At 71.9% G+C, this 18,461-nt stretch carries 9 protein-coding genes and 3 pseudogenes; 6 read left to right on the top strand and 6 right to left on the bottom strand.

What is annotated here, in order from left to right; all coding sequences use genetic code 11:
• Together GTY47_RS00620 and GTY47_RS00615 are read right to left on the bottom strand one after the other, a co-directional pair.
• Positions 1 to 366, bottom strand: a pseudogene (locus tag GTY47_RS00620) (ubiquinol-cytochrome c reductase cytochrome b subunit); the annotation flags it as partial.
• Between the two features lie 101 nt (positions 367 to 467).
• Positions 468 to 785, bottom strand: a pseudogene (locus tag GTY47_RS00615) (ATP-binding cassette domain-containing protein); the annotation flags it as partial.
• 739 nt (positions 786 to 1,524) lie between these two features.
• On the opposite strand from GTY47_RS00615, the pseudogene GTY47_RS00610 reads away from it, so the two are divergent.
• Positions 1,525 to 1,756: pseudogene (locus tag GTY47_RS00610) on the top strand (ABC transporter ATP-binding protein); the annotation flags it as partial.
• An 81-nt stretch (positions 1,757 to 1,837) separates the two neighbouring features.
• Here the strand turns inward: GTY47_RS00610 and GTY47_RS00605 are convergent.
• Complete coding sequence (locus tag GTY47_RS00605) at positions 1,838 to 2,563, bottom strand: VWA domain-containing protein (RefSeq protein WP_010039473.1); 726 nt, start codon at positions 2,561 to 2,563, stop codon at positions 1,838 to 1,840.
• Between the two features lie 115 nt (positions 2,564 to 2,678).
• Between GTY47_RS00605 and GTY47_RS00600 the strand changes: the two genes are divergently transcribed.
• Genes GTY47_RS00600 through GTY47_RS00590 form a run of 3 tightly spaced genes read left to right on the top strand, consistent with a single transcriptional unit; the run spans position 2,679 to position 8,649 of the window.
• The gene (locus GTY47_RS00600; RefSeq protein WP_102514881.1) at positions 2,679 to 7,859 is read left to right on the top strand and encodes a caspase family protein; all 5,181 of its coding nucleotides are present in this window, start codon (positions 2,679 to 2,681) and stop codon (positions 7,857 to 7,859) included.
• Entirely contained in the window at positions 7,856 to 8,197 is a 342-nt protein-coding gene (locus GTY47_RS00595) for a hypothetical protein (protein ID WP_010039468.1), read from the top strand. The genes GTY47_RS00600 and GTY47_RS00595 overlap by 4 nt, the downstream gene beginning before the upstream one ends.
• A complete protein-coding gene (locus GTY47_RS00590) occupies positions 8,194 to 8,649 on the top strand; it encodes a hypothetical protein (protein WP_010039466.1) in 456 nt (151 codons plus the stop codon). The genes GTY47_RS00595 and GTY47_RS00590 overlap by 4 nt, the downstream gene beginning before the upstream one ends.
• Positions 8,650 to 8,753: 104 nt before the next feature.
• Here GTY47_RS00590 and GTY47_RS00585 read toward each other — a convergent pair whose 3' ends face one another.
• From GTY47_RS00585 to GTY47_RS00575, 3 genes are all read right to left on the bottom strand, one after another.
• Positions 8,754 to 10,217, bottom strand: coding sequence for a glutamate synthase subunit beta (locus GTY47_RS00585; protein ID WP_010039464.1), 1,464 nt, complete (start codon positions 10,215 to 10,217; stop codon positions 8,754 to 8,756).
• On the bottom strand, positions 10,210 to 14,817 hold the full coding sequence (gene gltB, locus GTY47_RS00580; protein ID WP_078602821.1) for a glutamate synthase large subunit: 4,608 nt from the start codon (positions 14,815 to 14,817) through the stop codon (positions 10,210 to 10,212). Before gltB ends, GTY47_RS00585 begins: the two co-directional genes overlap by 8 nt.
• Before the next feature lie 381 nt (positions 14,818 to 15,198).
• Positions 15,199 to 15,930, bottom strand: coding sequence for a VIT1/CCC1 transporter family protein (locus GTY47_RS00575; protein WP_010039460.1), 732 nt, complete (start codon positions 15,928 to 15,930; stop codon positions 15,199 to 15,201).
• 227 nt (positions 15,931 to 16,157) lie between these two features.
• On the opposite strand from GTY47_RS00575, the gene GTY47_RS00570 reads away from it, so the two are divergent.
• Positions 16,158 to 17,219, top strand: coding sequence for an ADP-ribosylglycohydrolase family protein (locus tag GTY47_RS00570; protein WP_010039458.1), 1,062 nt, complete (start codon positions 16,158 to 16,160; stop codon positions 17,217 to 17,219).
• The gene (locus GTY47_RS00565) at positions 17,216 to 18,460 is read left to right on the top strand and encodes an ADP-ribosylglycohydrolase family protein (protein WP_010039456.1); all 1,245 of its coding nucleotides are present in this window, start codon (positions 17,216 to 17,218) and stop codon (positions 18,458 to 18,460) included. Before GTY47_RS00570 ends, GTY47_RS00565 begins: the two co-directional genes overlap by 4 nt.
• Position 18,461: the final 1 nt, after the last annotated feature.

Genomic DNA, 18,461 nt, shown 5'->3' with positions numbered 1-18,461 from the left:
CTGCCGGATCAGCAGCCCGCCGCGCACGTCGAAGCTGATGTCGAGCGTGGACTCGAACGCCCTGGACATGAGCACGCCGTTGAGCTGCGTGTAGGAGCCGTTGTAGGCGACCTCCTGCATGCTCGGCTCGAAGAACAGGGTGAGGTAGACGCCGGTGAGGATCAGGACGACGAAGCTGTAGAGGGTGACCTCGCCCAGCATGAAGGACCAGTGGTCCGGGAAGACCTTGCGCATGTTGGCCCTGGCCAGCCCGTAGAGCCCGAGCCGCCCGTCCGCCCAGTCGGCGAGCCTCTCGCCCTTGCCGGCCGGAGGGCTCCGGCGAGCGGAAGCCGTCCCGTACACCCGTCGTGCGCCGTCGTCGCCCATACGTCGTCGCCTCCCCGTGGGATCCTTCCCAGCGTGGCACGGCAGCGCGGCCACGCAAACGGGGCGTATGGGCGGCTGGGCCAAGGGAGCTAGCGGGCGGCTCAGCGGCTGCCGGGATCGCGCACGATCCCCGCCTTGTCCTCGGCGACCACTCCGTCACTCAGTTCCAGCACCCTGTCGGCCAGGCCGAGGAGTTGGGGGTCGTGGGTGGCGATGAGGGCCGTGACGCCTTCGCTGCGGACCACGGCCCGCAGCAGCTCCATCACCGCCAGGCCGGTGGCGGCGTCGAGCTGGCCGGTCGGATCGTCGGCGAGCAGCAGGGCCGGGCGGTTGGCGAGGGCCCGGGCGATGGCGACCCGCTGCTGCTGCCCGCCGGAGAGCTCGGCGGGCCGCTGCGTCTCGTGGCCGGCGAGGCCCACAGCGGGATCGCCGCGATCGCCGTCGTCGTGCTGGTCATGAGCGTCGGTGTGGCCGCCGCCCGCCGGGACGCCGAACTCGCCCTGCTGCGGGCCCGGGGCGGCTCCCTGGGCGGCATCGCCGGGCGGCTGCTGGCCGAGACCGTGGTGCCGGCGGTGCCCGCGGCGGCCTGCGGTCTGCTGCTCGCCGTGCTCGTCGTGGACGGGGCCCGGCCGCTGCCCGCCATGTTCGGGGCGGGCGCCGTGGCGCTGCTGGCCTGTGCCGCGCTACCGGTGCGCGCGGTCGTGGCGCATCGTAGGCCGCGGGCGCACCAGGAGCGTGACGACCTCGCCCACGCCAGGCGCGGCGGGCGCCGCACGGTCGCCGAACTGACCTTGCTGGTGCTGGCCGTCGGCTCGGTGGTGACGCTGCGCCGCCGTGGTACGGACGGGGCGGGCGATCTGCTGGTGAGCGCCGCCCCGGTGCTCGTCGGGCTGGTCGCCGCGCTGGTCCTCGTACGGCTGTACCCGCTGCCCCTGCGGTGGGCCGCCGGCCGGCCGGGCGGCTGCGCGGCGTGGTCGGGTTCCTGGGCCCGCGCGGGCCGCTCACCGGCGGCGGTCGCCACGCTGCCGTTGCTCGCCCTGCTGACGGCCCTGACGACGGCCGCTTTCGGGGGGTCCGTGCTGACGGGCGTGGCGGACGCCCGGGACCGGGCCGCGCTGCTGGGGACGGGGGCGGAGGCGCGGATCGACGACCGAGGCGGTCCGCCGCACGGTCGCGATCCGCGACGGCCGCACCTCGACGGAGGTACTGCGCCGCACGGAGGTCGACGAGGCGGGCCAGGAGTCGGTGACGGCCCGCGAGTACGATGCTCGACCGCGCGGGCCGCCTCCAACTGCCGGCCGAGTACACGGCGGCCCTGGGCATGCGGGACCGGGTGCTGCTGGAGCTGGAGGAGGACCACATCCAGGTGCGGCCGGACGAGAACGGCTGAGGCCGGGCGACGGCGCCTGTGGGCGGCTGGCCCAAGGGGCGGGCGGGTCAGGCCGGGGGCGAGCGGGCCACTCGGGCGGGGTCAGGCCGGCCGCACGATCCCCTGCGCCCGCGCGGCCACCAGCCACTTCGGGAACTCGCCCACCAGCCGGTCGTACAGCTCGGCGTCCGGCACCTTCCGCGGGTCCTCGCCCGCGTGGAAGAACCCGGCGTTGTCGACGACCCGCTTGCCCGGCACGGCCAGCTCGTCGAGCTTGCGCAGGAAGTCGAACTGCTTGCTGCCCGGGTCGCCGAAGCCGATGAACTGCCAGAACAGCGGCAGCTTCGCCGCCTTGCACAGATACCGTTCCGCGGCGAGCTTGCTGGTGGGCCCGCCGTCGGTCTGGAAGACCACGAGGGCCGGCTCGGTGGCCCCGCTGTCGAGGTAGTGGTCGATGACGGCGTCCATCGCCAGGTGGTAGCCGGTCTTGCCCATGTGCCCGAGCCCGGCCACGATCCGCTCGATCCGTCCCTGGTGGCCGGCCAGGGCGATCTCGGTCTCGGCGTCGACGTCCGTGGAGAAGAACACCACCGGCACCGTGCCGTCGTCGTCGAGATGCGCCGACAGCCCGAGCACCCGGTCGGCCAGCGCCTGCACACTGCCGTCCTTGTAGTACGGCCTCATCGATCCGGAATAGTCGACCACGAGATAGACCGCGGCCCGCAGCCCGTCGAGGCCGTGCTTGCGGAGCGACACCCCGGCGCTCTTGTACAGGCCGGCCAGCGCGGGAGCGGTCTCCTCCACCTTGCTGAGACTGATCGCGGCCATCCGGACTCCCCCCTCGGTACCGGCTGTCGGTCACCGGACGGGACCTGAGAGTACGGCACCACGACCCCCACGCTCTGCGATGATGTCCTACTCGTGAAAAGCGTGAGGGGGACGAGTGGAAGCGGGACAGACCGAGGCCGCTGGAGCGGGCAGACGGCGGGCGTTGGTCGTCGGGGTGGGGCGGACCCCCGCGCTGGAGCGGGACGAGCATCTCGCCCGGCGTTTCCCCGCCCTGGACAGCGCCGTCGAGGACGTCGAACTCGTGAGCCGCGCGCTGCGCCAGTCGCACTACGAGGTACGGCCGCTGCACGACCCGGGCGGCCCCGAACTGCTCGGCGCACTCCAGGAGTTCTTCGACGAGTGCTCCCCCGGCGACACGGCGTTCCTCTACGTGTCCTGTCACGGTACGACCGTGGGCAAGCGGGACCATCTGCTGCCCGCCGACGTCCAACCGGGCCGCGTGGACCCGGCCGGCGGCCGGTCGCTCCTCGACCGGACCCTGATAGCCGCCGACCCCGAGGGACTGCTCGACGGGCTGCCCGCCGGCGTGACGACGGTCGTCTGCCTGGACATGTGCCGCACCGAGGAGCCCACGCCCCTGGCCGAGCAGAGCAGGACGACCGTGCTCTCGGCCACCGAGGACGTGTACTGGCTGTACAGCTGCAGCCGGGGCCAACGCTCCTACGCCGACCCCCAGGAAGGCAGTTGGTTCGGCCGGGCGCTCGCCAAGGCACTCGCGCCGACGACCCAGCCGACCACCTTCGCCGACCTCGTCCGCTACACCCGCACGGCGGTACGCCGGAACGCGTCCGACGCGGGCGTCATGCCGCCCACCGTCGACCGCTACTTCCCGCACGGCCTCAACGCGGACGGCCCCGGCCCCGTGCTGTGCGAGGGCGCGCAGGAGGCGTACCGGTGGACGACCATGATCGAGCAGTCGTGCCTGTGGCAGTACACGTCGGGCACCGCGGCCGTGCACGAGCGGGTCAAGAAGCGGCTCGGCGAGCTCGTCGAGCACATCGTGGACTCCCTCTCCACCGAGGGCGCGCACCGCGACGACCCGTGGACCGACCCCACGTATCCGGTCCGGGTGGTCGATCGGATGGAGATCCTGGTCAAGCGGGCCCGTCTGGAGGGCCGGGACCTGCTCTCGCCCGCCGAGACGGCGGCGCTGCTCGCCGCGCCCGTCGTGCAGGAGGGCATCGTCGCGATCGCGCTGGAAGAGCTGCGCAGGACGATGCCCGAGGGCATGGACGTCAAGAGCGCGGCGGACGACGACCTCGAGGGCCACGACCGCCTGGTGCGGGACGCCGCCCACGACGTGGCCCGCGCGCACTCCCAGGTCCGGCGCACGGTCGCGACGCTGCGCCGCCGCGGCCTGAGGGAACAGACGGCGGCAGCGGACCACTGGCTGCGGCACCGCTTCATCACCGACTGGGACCTGTTGTGGGAACGCACGGGCGACTACGCGGCCGTGGACACGATCCTCGACCTGCTGGTGAGCGCGATCCTGGACGCGGCCACCGACCCCACGGGAACACCGGTCAGGGAGACGACCAGGCTCACCATCGACGGCCAGGTGCGCCAGGTCCTCGGTCATCTGACGGTCCACCCGAGTACGAGTCCGCGCATCAACGACGCGCGCGGCGGCGACGACTGGAGCACCTACCCGCCGGTGCCCGGGAACCAGTGGCGCGCCTCGGACCTCGCCCGTCTGCTGTGGACGGCCGGCCTCCAGGCCGCCGACCCGCGCCGGATGTCGAGCGTCCTCGTCGACCATCTCGGCGCCCATGAACCCCTGGACCCGGACGACGTGGTGGCCGCCCTGTCCGCCGACTTCGGCTACGACGTGACGCCCCTGGGCGAACAGGACGACGGCGCCTACGAACTCACCGTCCGGTTCGCCTGCCCCCATCCGGCGCTGCACGTGGCCGTCGAGGAGCTCGCCGCGCGGACGAACGCGACCGTGAGCCTGCTGCACCAGGAGTGCCAGAAGGCCCGTACGACCCCGCCCGCCCTGCTGCGCGGATTCCCCGAGCGCGTCACCACCGACCAGCTCGTGCCCGTGGCCGAGCGGTACAAGCAGCCCCTGGAGCGCTTCCGGCTGGCCGAGGACGAGATCCGGCCCCTGCTGATGGGCACCCAGCTCTACGGCGATCCCATGCTGGCGGTGCGCGAGCTGTACCAGAACGCCCTGGACGCCTGCCGCTACCGCGACATGCGCCGGCAGTACGGCGCGGCGCAGGGGCGGCCCGAGCCCGACTGGCAGCCGAGGATCACGTTCACCCAGGGCTGGGACGCCGACGGCAGGCCGTACATCGAGTGCACGGACAACGGTTCCGGCATGAACCGCGCCAAGCTGACCTCGATGTTCGCCCGCGCCGGCAAGCGGTACGAGCAGGACCCCGAGTTCGTCCAGGAACGCCGCAACTGGCGCCGCGCCGAGCTCGGCGAGATGCCCCTCAACTCCCGTTTCGGCATCGGCGTGTTCAGCTACTTCATGCTGGCCGAGGAAGTCGTCGTCTGGACGAGCCCGGTGGACCACTACGGCCGTACGCTCCAACTGGAGCCGCTGCGCGCCGACATCCAGTCGGGCTCCGGGCTGCTGAGGATCGGCGAGGATCCGCATGTGGCGCTGGACGGCGGGACGCGGGTGCGGCTCTATCTGGGCGAGGACTCCACCGTCCCGCCCTCGCTGGTGGACACGCTCGAGTCCTTCCTGTGGGTGGCGGACTTCGAGGTGGAGGCACGGGAACTCACCAAGGACGACAGCGCGACGGCCGTACGCCACCGGCGCTGGGAGCCCGGAGCGCTCACACCGCCCACCCCCAAGCCCTGGTACGGCGACGCCGTCCAGGGCGCCCGCGACATCTGGCTGGTGCAGGGGCAAGGGGGGTGGCTGCTGGACGGAGTGGTCATCAAGGGCGCGCCGGAGTCGTGGGGCCACATCGTCAACCTGCGGGAGCGGCATCGGCCGGAGCCCAGTGTGGACCGCAACAGCCTGATCTCGTACGACGAGGAGGCGGTGACGTCCGAGTTGCTGGAAGCCGCGCCGAGGGCCGCCGCGCGGTGGCGGGAGGTCCTCCTGTCGTGGCTGTGGGCGCTGGCCACGAGGTCGCCCCGACTCGCCCTCGAAGTGCTCGACTCGCTGCCCGACGACACCATGGCCATCATCTTTCCCACGACAGCGCTCCCCGATCGGGCCCTGCCGCGTACGGTTCCCCTCGCGACCGTGGGGTGCCTGCCCATGGACGAGAGCGCGGGGAACAGCCGGGGCCCCTGGCGTGGACTGCTCGGCGAGTACCAGAGCGCGCTCGCCAGACAGTGGCAGAAGGCACGGCTCGCTCTCCACCAGGGGGGAAAGTCCTTCCTGCCGCCCGGGTACCCCCGCCCGTCCGGAATGGACGCGATCCTCTTTTCGAAGGAGGACTCCACCCCGCGCGGATGGGAGACGGTGCTGCGCGCCGCACACCTGACGGACACGCCGTCGGCAGAGCCGCTCAAGGCCCTCCGCCGCTACGCGATCCTGGGTATGGAGGTTCCCCCCACGACGGACATCCGCGCACTTCGGACCGCACGGCCCACGACGGAACTGGTGGAGCTGTCCGGGATGTGGCGCTCCATGCTGCTCGCGGGGTCCTGGAACGTGCCCGCCCTGTACGCTCCCCTCCTGCTGATCGCCGCGCGACACCGCATGACCCTCGGGGAGGCCGTCGCTCTCCTGGAGGAACTCCGGACCTGGCAGCCCGAGTTGCCGCCCCCGCCCGCCCTGGACGCCGACCTGGCCGCCGAGGTCCCCACCCGAGGTGACGCCGCGCTGCTGGTGAGCAAGGAACTGGACGAGGAACGGCATGTGTGGCCCGGTGAGCTGGGCGTCGTGGATCTTCTCGTCCGGGCCGAACCCGGAGTGCCCGTCAGCGACCTGGCGGCTCGGGTCCGGCGGTTCGAGCCGCTCGGCTTCTCGCTGCGGGAAGACCCCTCGCCCGCCGCCGTCGAGCACGGCCCACTCGATGCGATGGAGCGTTCCCTGTTCGCCCGGTCGGTCGGTGCCCGCCTGGACGTGACCCGGTGGCGTGGCGACGATCTCCGCATGGCCGACCTGCTCGTGCTGGCCGCGGAGTTGCAGACTCCGCCCGGTGAAGTGGCCGCACGCCTGAACGCCCTCACTCCGGTGACCGGGATTCGCGCCGACGAGCCGCCCGCCGAGGTGGCCGACTGGATCCCCTCCTCCCTGGCGGCCGAAGTACTCACTACGATCCGTCGCCGTGACACCGGTATCGCACCCTGGGAGTTCATCAGGGTCATCACCCGCAGGGCCTCCCGCACCCCGAGCCTGTCGCCCCGGTCGGACATCGACCTCGACGAGATCGAAAAGGTCCTGCGGCGCATGAGCACGGCCGGTCTCCTCGCCCCGGGCTTCGAGGACCGCATCGACGAGACCGTGCGGCAACTGGGGGTCTGGGACCACCCCCTCAACCGTGGACACGCGATCGGGGCGGCCGGCAGGCAGCTGGACGAGCAGGGTGTGACACCCCCGGTCCTCGTCCAGCTCAGTGCCTCGGAGCGACGCCCCATCGGCGACATCGTGCGGCGGCTGACGGGCCAGGACCAGATCCTTCCCATCGCCGTCACCCAGCCGGCCCCCGAAGTCCTGGACCTGCAAGCGACCACCCAGGACGTCACCGCGCTCCTGCGGCACCCGTCGGACGGCTTCCCGCCGTCCCTCCGGCTCCGGCGACTGCTGCACCACGCGTACGGCACACGCCGCACACTCGCCGCCTCCATCGAGCACCTCACCCGCTTCGTCCCGCTCGGCGGCCCGCCGCCCCCCTGTGCTCTCGACACCCCCGAGTTCGCGGCCGTGGGGGACCGCGCACCGGACCTGTTCGACCTCGCCGCCTTCAGCCCGGGTCTCCTCGGCGTCGACGACGAGTCCTGCACCCTGGGCCCCCTCGAACTGGTCCGCACCGCCGGCCGTTTCGACTGGACCCTCGGCAGGACGTACGACCGCTACGCCCCCTTCGCCTGCCTCGGCCTGGAGGTCACCGTCGGCAGGCCCGAGGGCGAGGTGGCCGAGCGCGTCCCCGACTGGCAGGACCTGATCATCCTCACGGAGCAGCTCACCGGCCGGGCCCCCGCCCTGACCGGCGCCGTCTCCCAGGACCACATCACGCTCTGCGCGGAGGAGACGGACCTGTTCGAGACCGAGGTGCGCGAGCGGCTGGCCCGGTACGCGGCCCTCTTCTCCCTCGACCTCCCCGCCGAAGCCCCTCTCCCGGAAGGCACCGCCGAGTGACGCCCCCGATCGAGTACGACCCCGACGCCGTCCACACCCCCGTCCTCACCTTCCGCTGGGTCGTGCGGAGGAACGGCGACGACGCCCAGTACGAAGCCTCCGGGACCTGCCCAGTCTGCAGCTGCCCGATGACGAGGACGTGGCCCTTCGGGCAGCCCCCGGTCGCCAAGGGCGGCTGGTTCGGCAGGCGCGAGGAGCCGGGGCCCGAGCCGTTCCACACCCTGTGCCAGTGCCGCACCCTGCACATGAACCGCCCCGCGAGCGAGCCGCGGGGGTGCGGCGCCCTGCTGACCATCGCGGCGCCGCCCTCGCCCGGGCAGTCCGGGGCGACGCCATGACCTTCACGCCCACGCCGCAGCAGCTCCGCGACGCGGACCGCCGCTGCCGCGAGATGGCTTCCCCGGAGCGACAGTTGCAGGCGGCGCTGCATCAGGCGGAGGGATACCGCAACTTCCTCGCCTCGCTCACCGGCCTGCTCGCGGCCGTGTTCGTGCTGAAGGGCCAGGAGGACCTGAGCAAGCTGGCGGACACCCCGCGCTGGTGGGTGATCGGGCTGCTGATCGCCGGGTTCCTCGCCCTGATCGCCGCTTCCTGGCTGGGCGTTCTCGCCGTGCACGGACGGCCCGGCGAGGAGATCCTGCTGGAGGCGGGCAGGCTGCTGCGGTACGAGAAGAAGCGGACGAAGACCATCTGGCTGCTGGTGGAGTGCGCGCGCTGGCTCGCCCTGGTCGGTGTCCTGTGCGTCGCCGCCGCGGTGATCGTCACCTGGGTCGCGCCCGGCGGCAAGTAGCGGGGAAAGGCGACAGCGCCTGCCCGGTCGTCCGGTCGGGGACTGTGGGGCAGGCGCTGTCGGTGTTCCGTACGCCGTTGTACGGGACGTCTTTTCGATGGCCGTCAGACCATCAGGGCCCGATCCGTCGGCCGGATCGGCGCCGGCAGTTCGCTGGCGCCCGTGAGGTGGCGGTCCACCCCGCGCGCCGCCGAACGGCCCTCGGCGATCGCCCACACGATGAGCGACTGGCCGCGGCCCGCGTCACCGGCGACGAACACGCCCGGCACGTTGGTCTGGAAGTCGGCGTCGCGGGCGATGTTGCCGCGCTCGTCGAGCTCCAGGCCGAACTGCTCGACCAGGCCGTTCTCCCGGTCGGTGCCGGTGAAGCCCATGGCGAGCGTGACCAGCTGGGCGGGGATCTTGCGCTCGGTGCCAGGCTTCGGGGTCAGCCGGCCGTCGATGAACTCCACCTCGGTGAGGTGCAGCCACTGCACGTTGCCGTCCTCGTCGCCCTCGAAGTGGGTCGTCGAGACCGAGTAGACGCGCTCGCCTCCCTCCTCGTGGGCCGAGGTGACCTTGTAGAGCATCGGGAAGGTCGGCCACGGCTGGTTGACCGGGTGCCGCTCGTCGTTCGGGCGGGGCATGATCTCCAGCTGCGTGACGGAGGCCGCGCCCTGGCGGTGGGCCGTGCCGACGCAGTCGGCGCCGGTGTCGCCGCCGCCGATGACCACGACGTGCTTGCCCTCGGCCGAGATCGGGGGCGCCACGAAGTCGCCCTCCTGCACCTTGTTGGCCAGCGGCAGGTACTCCATGGCCTGGTAGATGCCCTTGAGTTCGCGGCCGGGCACCGACAGGTCACGGGCCGTGGTGGCACCGACGGCCAGGACGACCGCGTCGTACCGCTTCTTCAGGTCCGTCGCCTTCAGGTCGCGGCCGATCTCGATGCCCGTGCGGAAGCGGGTGCCCTCCGCGCGCATCTGCTCGATACGGCGGTTGATGTGCCGCTTCTCCATCTTGAACTCGGGGATGCCGTACCGGAGGAGGCCTCCGATGCGGTCCGCGCGCTCGTAGACGGCGACCGTGTGACCGGCCCGGGTCAGCTGCTGGGCGGCGGCCAGACCCGCGGGGCCGGAGCCGATGACGGCGACGGTCTTGCCGGACAGGCGCTCCGGGATCTGCGGGGCGACGTCCCCGGTCTCCCACGCCTTGTCGATGATCGAGACCTCGACGTTCTTGATGGTGACCGGCGGCTGGTTGATGCCGAGCACACACGCCGACTCACAGGGAGCGGGGCACAGACGGCCCGTGAACTCCGGGAAGTTGTTCGTGGCGTGCAGCCGCTCCGAGGCGGCGGCCCAGTCCTCGCGGTAGGCGTAGTCGTTCCACTCGGGGATGAGGTTCCCGAGCGGGCAGCCGTTGTGGCAGAACGGGATGCCGCAGTCCATGCAGCGGCTGGCCTGCTTGCTGATGATCGGCAGCAGGGAGCCGGGGACGTAGACCTCGTTCCAGTCCTTGACGCGCTCCTCGACGGGGCGGGACTTGGCGACCTCGCGCCCGTGGTTCAGGAAGCCCTTCGGGTCAGCCATTGATCGCCGCCTCCATCATCTTCTCGTGGGTCTCGGTCTCGGAGAGACCGGCTCGCTCGGCGGCGTCCTTGGCGGCGAGCACTGCCTTGTACGTGCTGGGGATGATCTTACTGAAGCGCGCCACGCCTCCCGTGGGGTCGTCCCACTCTGCCAGGAGCTTCTCGGCGACGGTCGAGCCCGTCTCCTCCTGGTGGCGGCGGACCACCTCGTGCAGCCACTGCTTGTCGGTGTCGTCCAGCGCCTCGACCGCGTCCAGGTTGCCGACGTTGACGTTGTCGCGGTCGAGGTCGATGACGTACGCGATACCGCCGGACATACCGGCCGCGAAGTTGCGGCCCGTCTCGCCGAGCACCACCGCGTGACCACCGGTCATGTACTCGCAGCCGTGGTCGCCCACGCCCTCGGAGACGACCGTCGCACCGGAGTTGCGGACGCAGAACCGCTCGCCGACCTTGCCGCGCAGGAACATCTCGCCGCCGGTCGCGCCGTAGCCGATCGTGTTGCCCGCGATGACGCTGTACTCGGCGAGGTGGTCGGCCGCGCGGTCCGGGCGGACCACGATCCGGCCGCCCGAGAGGCCCTTGCCGACGTAGTCGTTGGCGTCGCCCTCCAGGCGCAGCGTGACACCGCGCGGCACGAAGGCGCCGAAGGACTGGCCGGCGGAACCGGTGAAGGTGATGTCGATGGTGTCGTCGGGCAGGCCCGCGCCACCGAACTTCTTCGTCACCTCGTGGCCGAGCATGGTGCCGACCGTGCGGTTGATGTTGCGGATCTGCACCTGCGCGCGGACCGGCTGGGCCTCGGTGGCGTCCGAGGCGGACAGGGCGTCCGCGGCGAGCTTGATCAGCTGGTTGTCGAGCGCCTTCTCCAGACCGTGGTCCTGGGCGATCAGCTGGTGGCGGACCGCGCCCTCGGGCAGCTCGGGCACGTGGAACAGCGGAGCCAGGTCAAGGCCCTGCGCCTTCCAGTGGTCGACGGCACGCGTGACGTCGAGGGTCTCGGCGTGGCCGACGGCCTCCTCGATGGAGCGGAAGCCCAGCTCGGCGAGGATCTCGCGGACCTCTTCGGCGATGTACTGGAAGAAGTTCACGACGTACTCGGCCTTGCCGTTGTACCGCTCGCGCAGCACCGGGTTCTGCGTGGCGATGCCGACCGGGCAGGTGTCCAGGTGGCAGACGCGCATCATGACGCAGCCGGAGACGACGAGCGGCGCGGTCGCGAAACCGAACTCCTCGGCGCCGAGCAGCGCGGCGATGACCACGTCGCGGCCGGTCTTCAGCTGGCCGTCGGTCTGCACGACGATGCGGTCGCGCAGGCCGTTGAGCAGCAGCGTCTGCTGGGTCTCGGCGAGGCCGAGCTCCCAGGGACCACCGGCGTGCTTCAGCGAGGTCAGCGGCGAGGCACCCGTGCCGCCGTCGTGGCCGGAGATGAGGACGACGTCCGCGTGCGCCTTGGAGACACCCGCGGCGACCGTGCCGACGCCGACCTCGGAGACCAGCTTCACGTGAATCCGCGCCTGCGGGTTCGCGTTCTTCAGGTCGTGGATCAGCTGGGCCAGGTCCTCGATGGAGTAGATGTCGTGGTGCGGGGGCGGCGAGATGAGGCCGACGCCCGGCGTCGAGTGCCGCGTCTTGGCGACCCACGGGTAGACCTTGTGGCCGGGCAGCTGGCCGCCCTCACCGGGCTTGGCGCCCTGCGCCATCTTGATCTGGATGTCGTCGGAGTTGACCAGGTACTCGGAGGTCACACCGAAGCGGCCGGACGCGACCTGCTTGATGGACGACCGGCGGGCCGGGTCGTACAGGCGCTCCGCGTCCTCGCCGCCCTCACCGGTGTTGGACTTGCCGCCCAGCTGGTTCATGGCGATGGCGAGGGTCTCGTGCGCCTCCTGGGAGATGGAGCCGTACGACATGGCGCCCGTGGAGAAGCGCTTGACGATCTCGGAGACCGGCTCGACCTCGTCGATCGGGATCGGCTTCCGGTCGGACTTGAACCCGAACAGGCCGCGCAGCGTCATCAGCCGCTCGGACTGCTCGTTCACGCGCTCGGTGTACTTCTTGAAGATGTCGTAGCGGCCGGAGCGCGTGGAGTGCTGGAGGCGGAAGACCGTCTCCGGGTCGAACAGGTGCGGCTCGCCCTCGCGGCGCCACTGGTACTCGCCGCCTATGTCGAGCGCGCGGTGCGCCGGGGCGATGCCGGAGGCCGGGTAGGCCTTGGCGTGCCGGGCGGCGACCTCCTTGGCGATGACGTCGATGCCGACGCCGCCGATCTTGGTGGCCGTGCCGTTGAAGTACTTCGCGACGAAGTTCTCGTCGAGACCGACGGCCTCGAAGACCTGGGCGCCGCGGTAGGAGGCGACGGTCGAGATGCCCATCTTGGACATGACCTTCAGCACGCCCTTGCCGAGGGCGTAGATGAGGTTGCGGATGGCCTTCTCGGGCTCGACGCCGGGCAGGAAGGTGCCGGCGCGGACCAGGTCCTCGACGGACTCCATCGCCAGGTACGGGTTGACGGCGGCGGCGCCGTAGCCGATGAGCAGGGCGACGTGGTGGACCTCGCGGACGTCGCCGGCCTCGACCAGCAGGCCCACCTGGGTGCGCTGCTTGGTGCGGATGAGGTGGTGGTGGACGGCCGCGGTGAGCAGCAGCGACGGGATCGGCGCGTGCTCGGCGTCCGAGTGCCGGTCCGACAGGACGATCAGCCGGGCGCCGTTCTCGATCGCGGCGTCGGCCTCGGCGCAGATCTCCTCGATCCGCGCGGCCAGCGCGTCACCGCCGCCGTGCACCCGGTACAGGCCGGACAGGGTCGCGGCCTTGAAGCCGGGCATGTCGCCGTCGGCGTTGATGTGGATGAGCTTGGCCAGCTCGTCGTTGTCGATGACCGGGAAGGGCAGCACGACGCTGCGGCAGGAGGCCGCGCTCGGTTCGAGCAGATTGCCCTGCGGGCCCAGCGACGAGCGCAGCGAGGTGACCAGTTCCTCGCGGATGGCGTCCAGCGGCGGGTTGGTGACCTGCGCGAACAGCTGGGTGAAGTAGTCGAAGAGCAGGCGCGGGCGGTCCGACAGCGCGGCGATCGGCGAGTCGGTGCCCATCGAGCCGATGGGCTCGGCACCGGCCTTGGCCATCGGCGCGAGGATGACGCGCAGCTCCTCCTCGGTGTAACCGAAGGTCTGCTGGCGGCGCGTGACGGAGGCGTGGGTGTGGACGATGTGCTCGCGCTCGGGCAGGTCGCCCAGCTCGATCTCGCCGGCCTCCAGCCACTCCGCGTACGGGTTCTCCGCGGCGAGCTGGGCCTTGATCTCGTCGTCCTCGATGATGCGGTGCTCGGCGGTGTCGACGAGGAACATGCGGCCGGGCTGCAGGCGGCCCTTGCGGACGACCTTGGCCGGGTCGATGTCCAGGACGCCGACCTCGGAGCCGAGGACGACGAGGCCGTCGTCGGTGACCCAGTAGCGGCCGGGGCGCAGGCCGTTGCGGTCGAGGACCGCGCCGACCTGGGTGCCGTCGGTGAAGGTGACACAGGCCGGGCCGTCCCAGGGCTCCATCAGGTTCGAGTGGAACTGGTAGAAGGCGCGCCGGGCCGGGTCCATGGAGTCGTGGTTCTCCCACGCCTCCGGGATCATCATCAGCACGGAGTGCGGCAGCGAACGGCCGCCCAGGTGCAGGAGTTCGAGGACCTCGTCGAAGGAAGCGGAGTCGGAGGCGTCCGGCGTACAGACCGGGAAGATCCGCTCGATGGCCTTCTCGTCGGACCCGAACAGGTCGGAGACGAGCTGCGACTCGCGGGCGACCATCCAGTTGCGGTTGCCCTTGACGGTGTTGATCTCACCGTTGTGCGCGACGAAGCGGTACGGGTGGGCCAGCGGCCAGGACGGGAAGGTGTTCGTCGAGAACCGGGAGTGCACGAGCGCGATCGCGGAGGCGAAGCGGCGGTCGGACAGGTCCGGGAAGAAGGGCTCCAGCTGGCCGGTGGTCAGCATGCCCTTGTAGACGATGGTCCGGGCGGACAGCGAGGGGAAGTACACGCCGGCCTCGCGCTCGGCGCGCTTGCGCAGCACGAAGGCCTTGCGGTCGAGGGCGATGCCCTCCGACACGCCGTCGCTGACGAAGATCTGACGGAAGACCGGCATGGTCGACCGGGCGGTGGCGCCCAGCAGCTGGGGAGCGACCGGCACCTCGCGCCAGCCGAGCACGGTCAGGCCCTCGTCGGCCGCGATCGTCTCGATCTGCGAGACGGCGTCGGCGGCGGAGTCCTCCGGCAGGAACGCGGTGCCGACGGCGTAGGCACCGGCCGCGGGCAGTTCGAATCCGGCCACGTCGCGGAAGAAGGCGTCCGGGACCTGCGACAGGATGCCGGCGCCGTCGCCGGAGTCGGGCTCGGAGCCGGTGGCACCGCGGTGTTCGAGGTTGCGCAGGACGGTCAGAGCCTGCTCGACCAGGGTGTGGGACGCCTCGCCGGTAAGGGTGGCGACGAAGCCGACGCCACAGGCGTCGTGCTCGTTGCGGGGGTCGTACATACCCTGCGCAGCAGGGCGAGCATCCATGAAGGACCAGTTCTGGCCATTCGCGGAGTGCTGGGACGGCTGGCGCGGCGTACGCATCGGCTCTCCCGTCGTCGTCATGTGGCATATGCAAGTGCCGAGGGACGACGTTGGCCCTCGCGTGATCGCAAAATTTCGTGCAGGTTACATGATGGAGCGGTTCTCGGGAACCGGGATAATCCGTTCCAACATGCGGACACCGGCGGCTCGCGGCGGGGGTACCGCACCGACGGTGGAAGCTATGGGGGGCCTGTACGGAACGACCGGGTGAGATCGATGCCCGTCGGACCCGAGTGCGGGACGGGCGTCTTCGCCCACCACACTGAGCGCGCCCACGGGCCTCGTTGCCCGCAGCGCTTACGGCTCATGCCCGGTGGTTGCGCATTCGAAACCAGCGAGTAACGGCTACTTATGCGGCCCATCGCATAAGTCCGAGCCGAGCTATCCTACGGCCGTCCCGAACAAGCTGCCCAGGGCGTACGTCACACCGGCCGCCGCACCTCCCAGCACCAGCTGCCGCAGCCCGCTGTACCACCAGGTGCGTGCCGTCACCTTGGCCACCACCGCGCCGCACAGGAAGAGCCCGAGCAGCGCCAGCAGCACGGCCGGCCAGAGGCTGCTCGCACCCAGCAGATAGGGCAGTACGGGGATCAGCGCGCCCAGCGCGAAGGAGCCGAAGCTCGACACCGCGGCCACGGTGGGCGAGGGCAGATCGCCGGGGTCGATGCCCAGTTCTTCCCGGGCGTGGATCTCCAGCGCCTGCTCGGGGTCCTTCGACAGCTGCCGGGCGACCTCGTCGGCCAGCCGCGGCTCGACCCCGCGCGCCCGGTAGAGCGCGGCGAGCTCGGCCTCCTCGTCCTTCGGGTGCTTGCGCAGCTCGCGCCGCTCCACGTCCAGCTCGGCCTCGACGAGCTCGCGCTGCGAGGCGACGGAGGTGTACTCGCCGGCGGCCATGGAGAAGGCACCGGCGGCCAGGCCCGCGAGTCCGGTGAGGACGACGGTGTGCTGGCTGACCGAGCCGCCCGCGACACCGGTCATCAGGGCCAGGTTGGAGACGAGGCCGTCCATCGCGCCGAACACCGCGGGACGCAGCCAGCCGCCGTTCACGTCCCGGTGGGTGTGGTTGTCCCGGTGCGCCTCGTGCAGCGCCGCCTCGGTCTCGATGATGGCCATGAAAAATCCCCGATCCCCTTGCCGAACCAGTTTCCCTGGACACGTTCCAGATTTTTACAACACCCAAAGTACGCCGTGAATTCCATTGCCGCCAGCAAGGAAAGGCTGGGCTAACCTGCGGTTTTACCCTTCAGTGCTCACCTGATGACGATCTTGCACAGATGTCGACCGGGTGATGCTGTGGCTCCCGAGGCTCGGGGCGGTCGCCGCAGTGGGACACATCCCGTATGGCATCGATCGCCTGCATCCCCTCCGTTCCGGCGCCCGGGGACGCCGCAGAACTCCGCGAACGGGCACGCGGCGCCCTGCTCGGCCTGGCCGTCGGTGACGCGCTCGGGGCCCCGGCCGAGAACCTGAAGCCCTCCGAGATCCGCGCGCGGTGGGGCCGTATCACCGGCTACGTCGCCGAGAACCCGGCCGGCACGGACGACACCGAGTACGCGATCTTCTCCGGCCTCCTCCTGGCCCGGCACGGCTCGGCACTCACCCCGGCGCACGTGGAGGCGGCCTGGCACGAGTGGATCGCCGACCGCGACGAGGGCCCGTTCCGAGGCGCCGGCTTCAGCGAGCGCGGCACGCTGGAGAACCTGCGCCGGGGCCTGGCCGCCCCCATCTCCGCCCAGCACCGGCACGCCTGGAGCGACGGCCTGGCCATGCGCGCGGCACCCTTCGGGGTGTTCGCGGCGGGCAGCCCGGCGGAGGCGGCCCGGCTGGTGGCGATCGACGGCTCGGTGAGCCATGACGGCGAGGGCATCTACGGCGGGCAGGCGGTGGCGGCGGGCGTGGCGGCGGCGATGGCGGGCGCGCAGCCGGTCGCGGTCGTGGCCGCCGCCCTCGCGGTCGTGCCCGACGACTCCTGGACGGCCCGCTGCCTGCGCCGCGCGGTGGCGGTGGCCCACCTCGGCGAACGCGCGGTCCGCTCCGCGGTCGTCATCGGCGGCTACCCCTGGACCGACCTGGCCCCCGAGGCGGTCGCCCTCGCCTTCGGCGCGTACGCGGCGGCCGACGGCGACTTCGAGCAGTCCGTCCTGACGGCGGTGAACATGGGCCGCGACGCGGACACGACGGCGGCGGTGGCGGGCGCCCTGGCGGGGGCCACGCGGGGCGTCTCGGCGATCCCAGAGGCCTGGAGGACCCCCATCGGCCCGGTCCGCGGCCGGTGCCTCCCGGCGATGGCGGGTTACCACGTACTGGACGTGGCGGACCTGCTGACACCGGCGGTCAGCGGCCCGGAGCCGGTGCCCAGGGACTTCGTCCTGGCGGCCGACGGAACACAGGCCCCTTCATGACGGCACGCGAACCGGCGGCCGCCGACGGCGGGGACGCCCCACCGGAGACCACGGCCCCACGGGAGACCACGGCCCCACGGGAGACCAGGGCCCCACGGGTGACAGTCACGAGCGGTGCGCGGGTGGGAGACAAAAAGGCCGAAGGCCTCCTGCTCGGCATGGCCGCCGGCGACGCCGCCGGCTGGCCCGCCGCCCGCCACCGAGCCGCCCGCATGCCCGACTGGACCCGCCGCCTCACCCGCGAACTGGACACCTTCGCCGAACACAACGCCACCACCACCCTCCCCGTCCCCATCGCCCTGAACCAGCCCCCCGAGCCCCTCCGCCTGGGCCCCTCGGACGACGCCGAATGGGCGGCCTTCGCCGCGGAAGCCCTCCTTCGCGCGGGCGACGACACCGTCCTGAACGACCTCAGCCGAGAACGCCGCATCCGCGCCGCGATCGACCTCACCTGGAACGCCATCGCCTGCGAAGTTGCCGCCGCGGCGGACCGCGCGCCGGAGATCGAGTCCGCCGTCCTCCCCCTCCGGGCCCGCATCTCCGTCCGCGCCGGCCTCGGCAACCTCGCCACCGGCCTGCGCCCGCCCGCCACCGGCCACGACAACCCCCACTACTTCGACGACGCCGCCTGCGTACGGGCGTGCGTCCTGGCCGTGGCCCACCCGGGCGACGCCCGACGCGCCGCCGACCTCGCCGAGTTCGACGCCCGTTACACCCAGGACGGCGACGGCGTGCACGGCGCCCGCGCGATGGCGGCGGCCCTCGCCCTCGCCCTGGCCGGCGCGGACGTCGACGCCTGCGTCACCGCCGCGCTCGCCGAGCTGCCCGAGGAGACGGAGATCGGCCGCAACGCCCGGCACGCGCTGCACCTCGCGGCCGAGGCGGACAGCGCCTTCGCCCTGGTCCCGCCCCTGGAACACCAGATCGTCGACCACGTCTACAGCTACGGCATCGCCGCCGCCGAAACGGTCCCGGTCGCCCTGGCCCTGGCCACAGCGGCCCGCGGCCGCATCGCGGAGGCGGTCCCCGCCGCGGCCTGCCTGTCCCGCGTCGCGGACTCCGCCCCGGCCCTGGCGGGCGCCCTCACCGGCGCGCTGGGCGGCGGCGCGTCGATCCCGGCCTCCTGGCGGGAGACCTGCCGCACGCTCTCCGGCTGCGTCCTGCCCCGTCTCACCGGCACGGACCTAGTGGAACTCGCCGGACTTCTGGAAGCCGCACAACCGGCCCGCCCCGGTGGATGAT

It is taken from the genome of Streptomyces sp. SID5464, from assembly GCF_009862985.1.
In the GTDB taxonomy this organism is placed as follows: domain Bacteria; phylum Actinomycetota; class Actinomycetes; order Streptomycetales; family Streptomycetaceae; genus Streptomyces; species Streptomyces chartreusis_D.
This window is presented reverse-complemented; position numbering and strand designations above follow the sequence as displayed.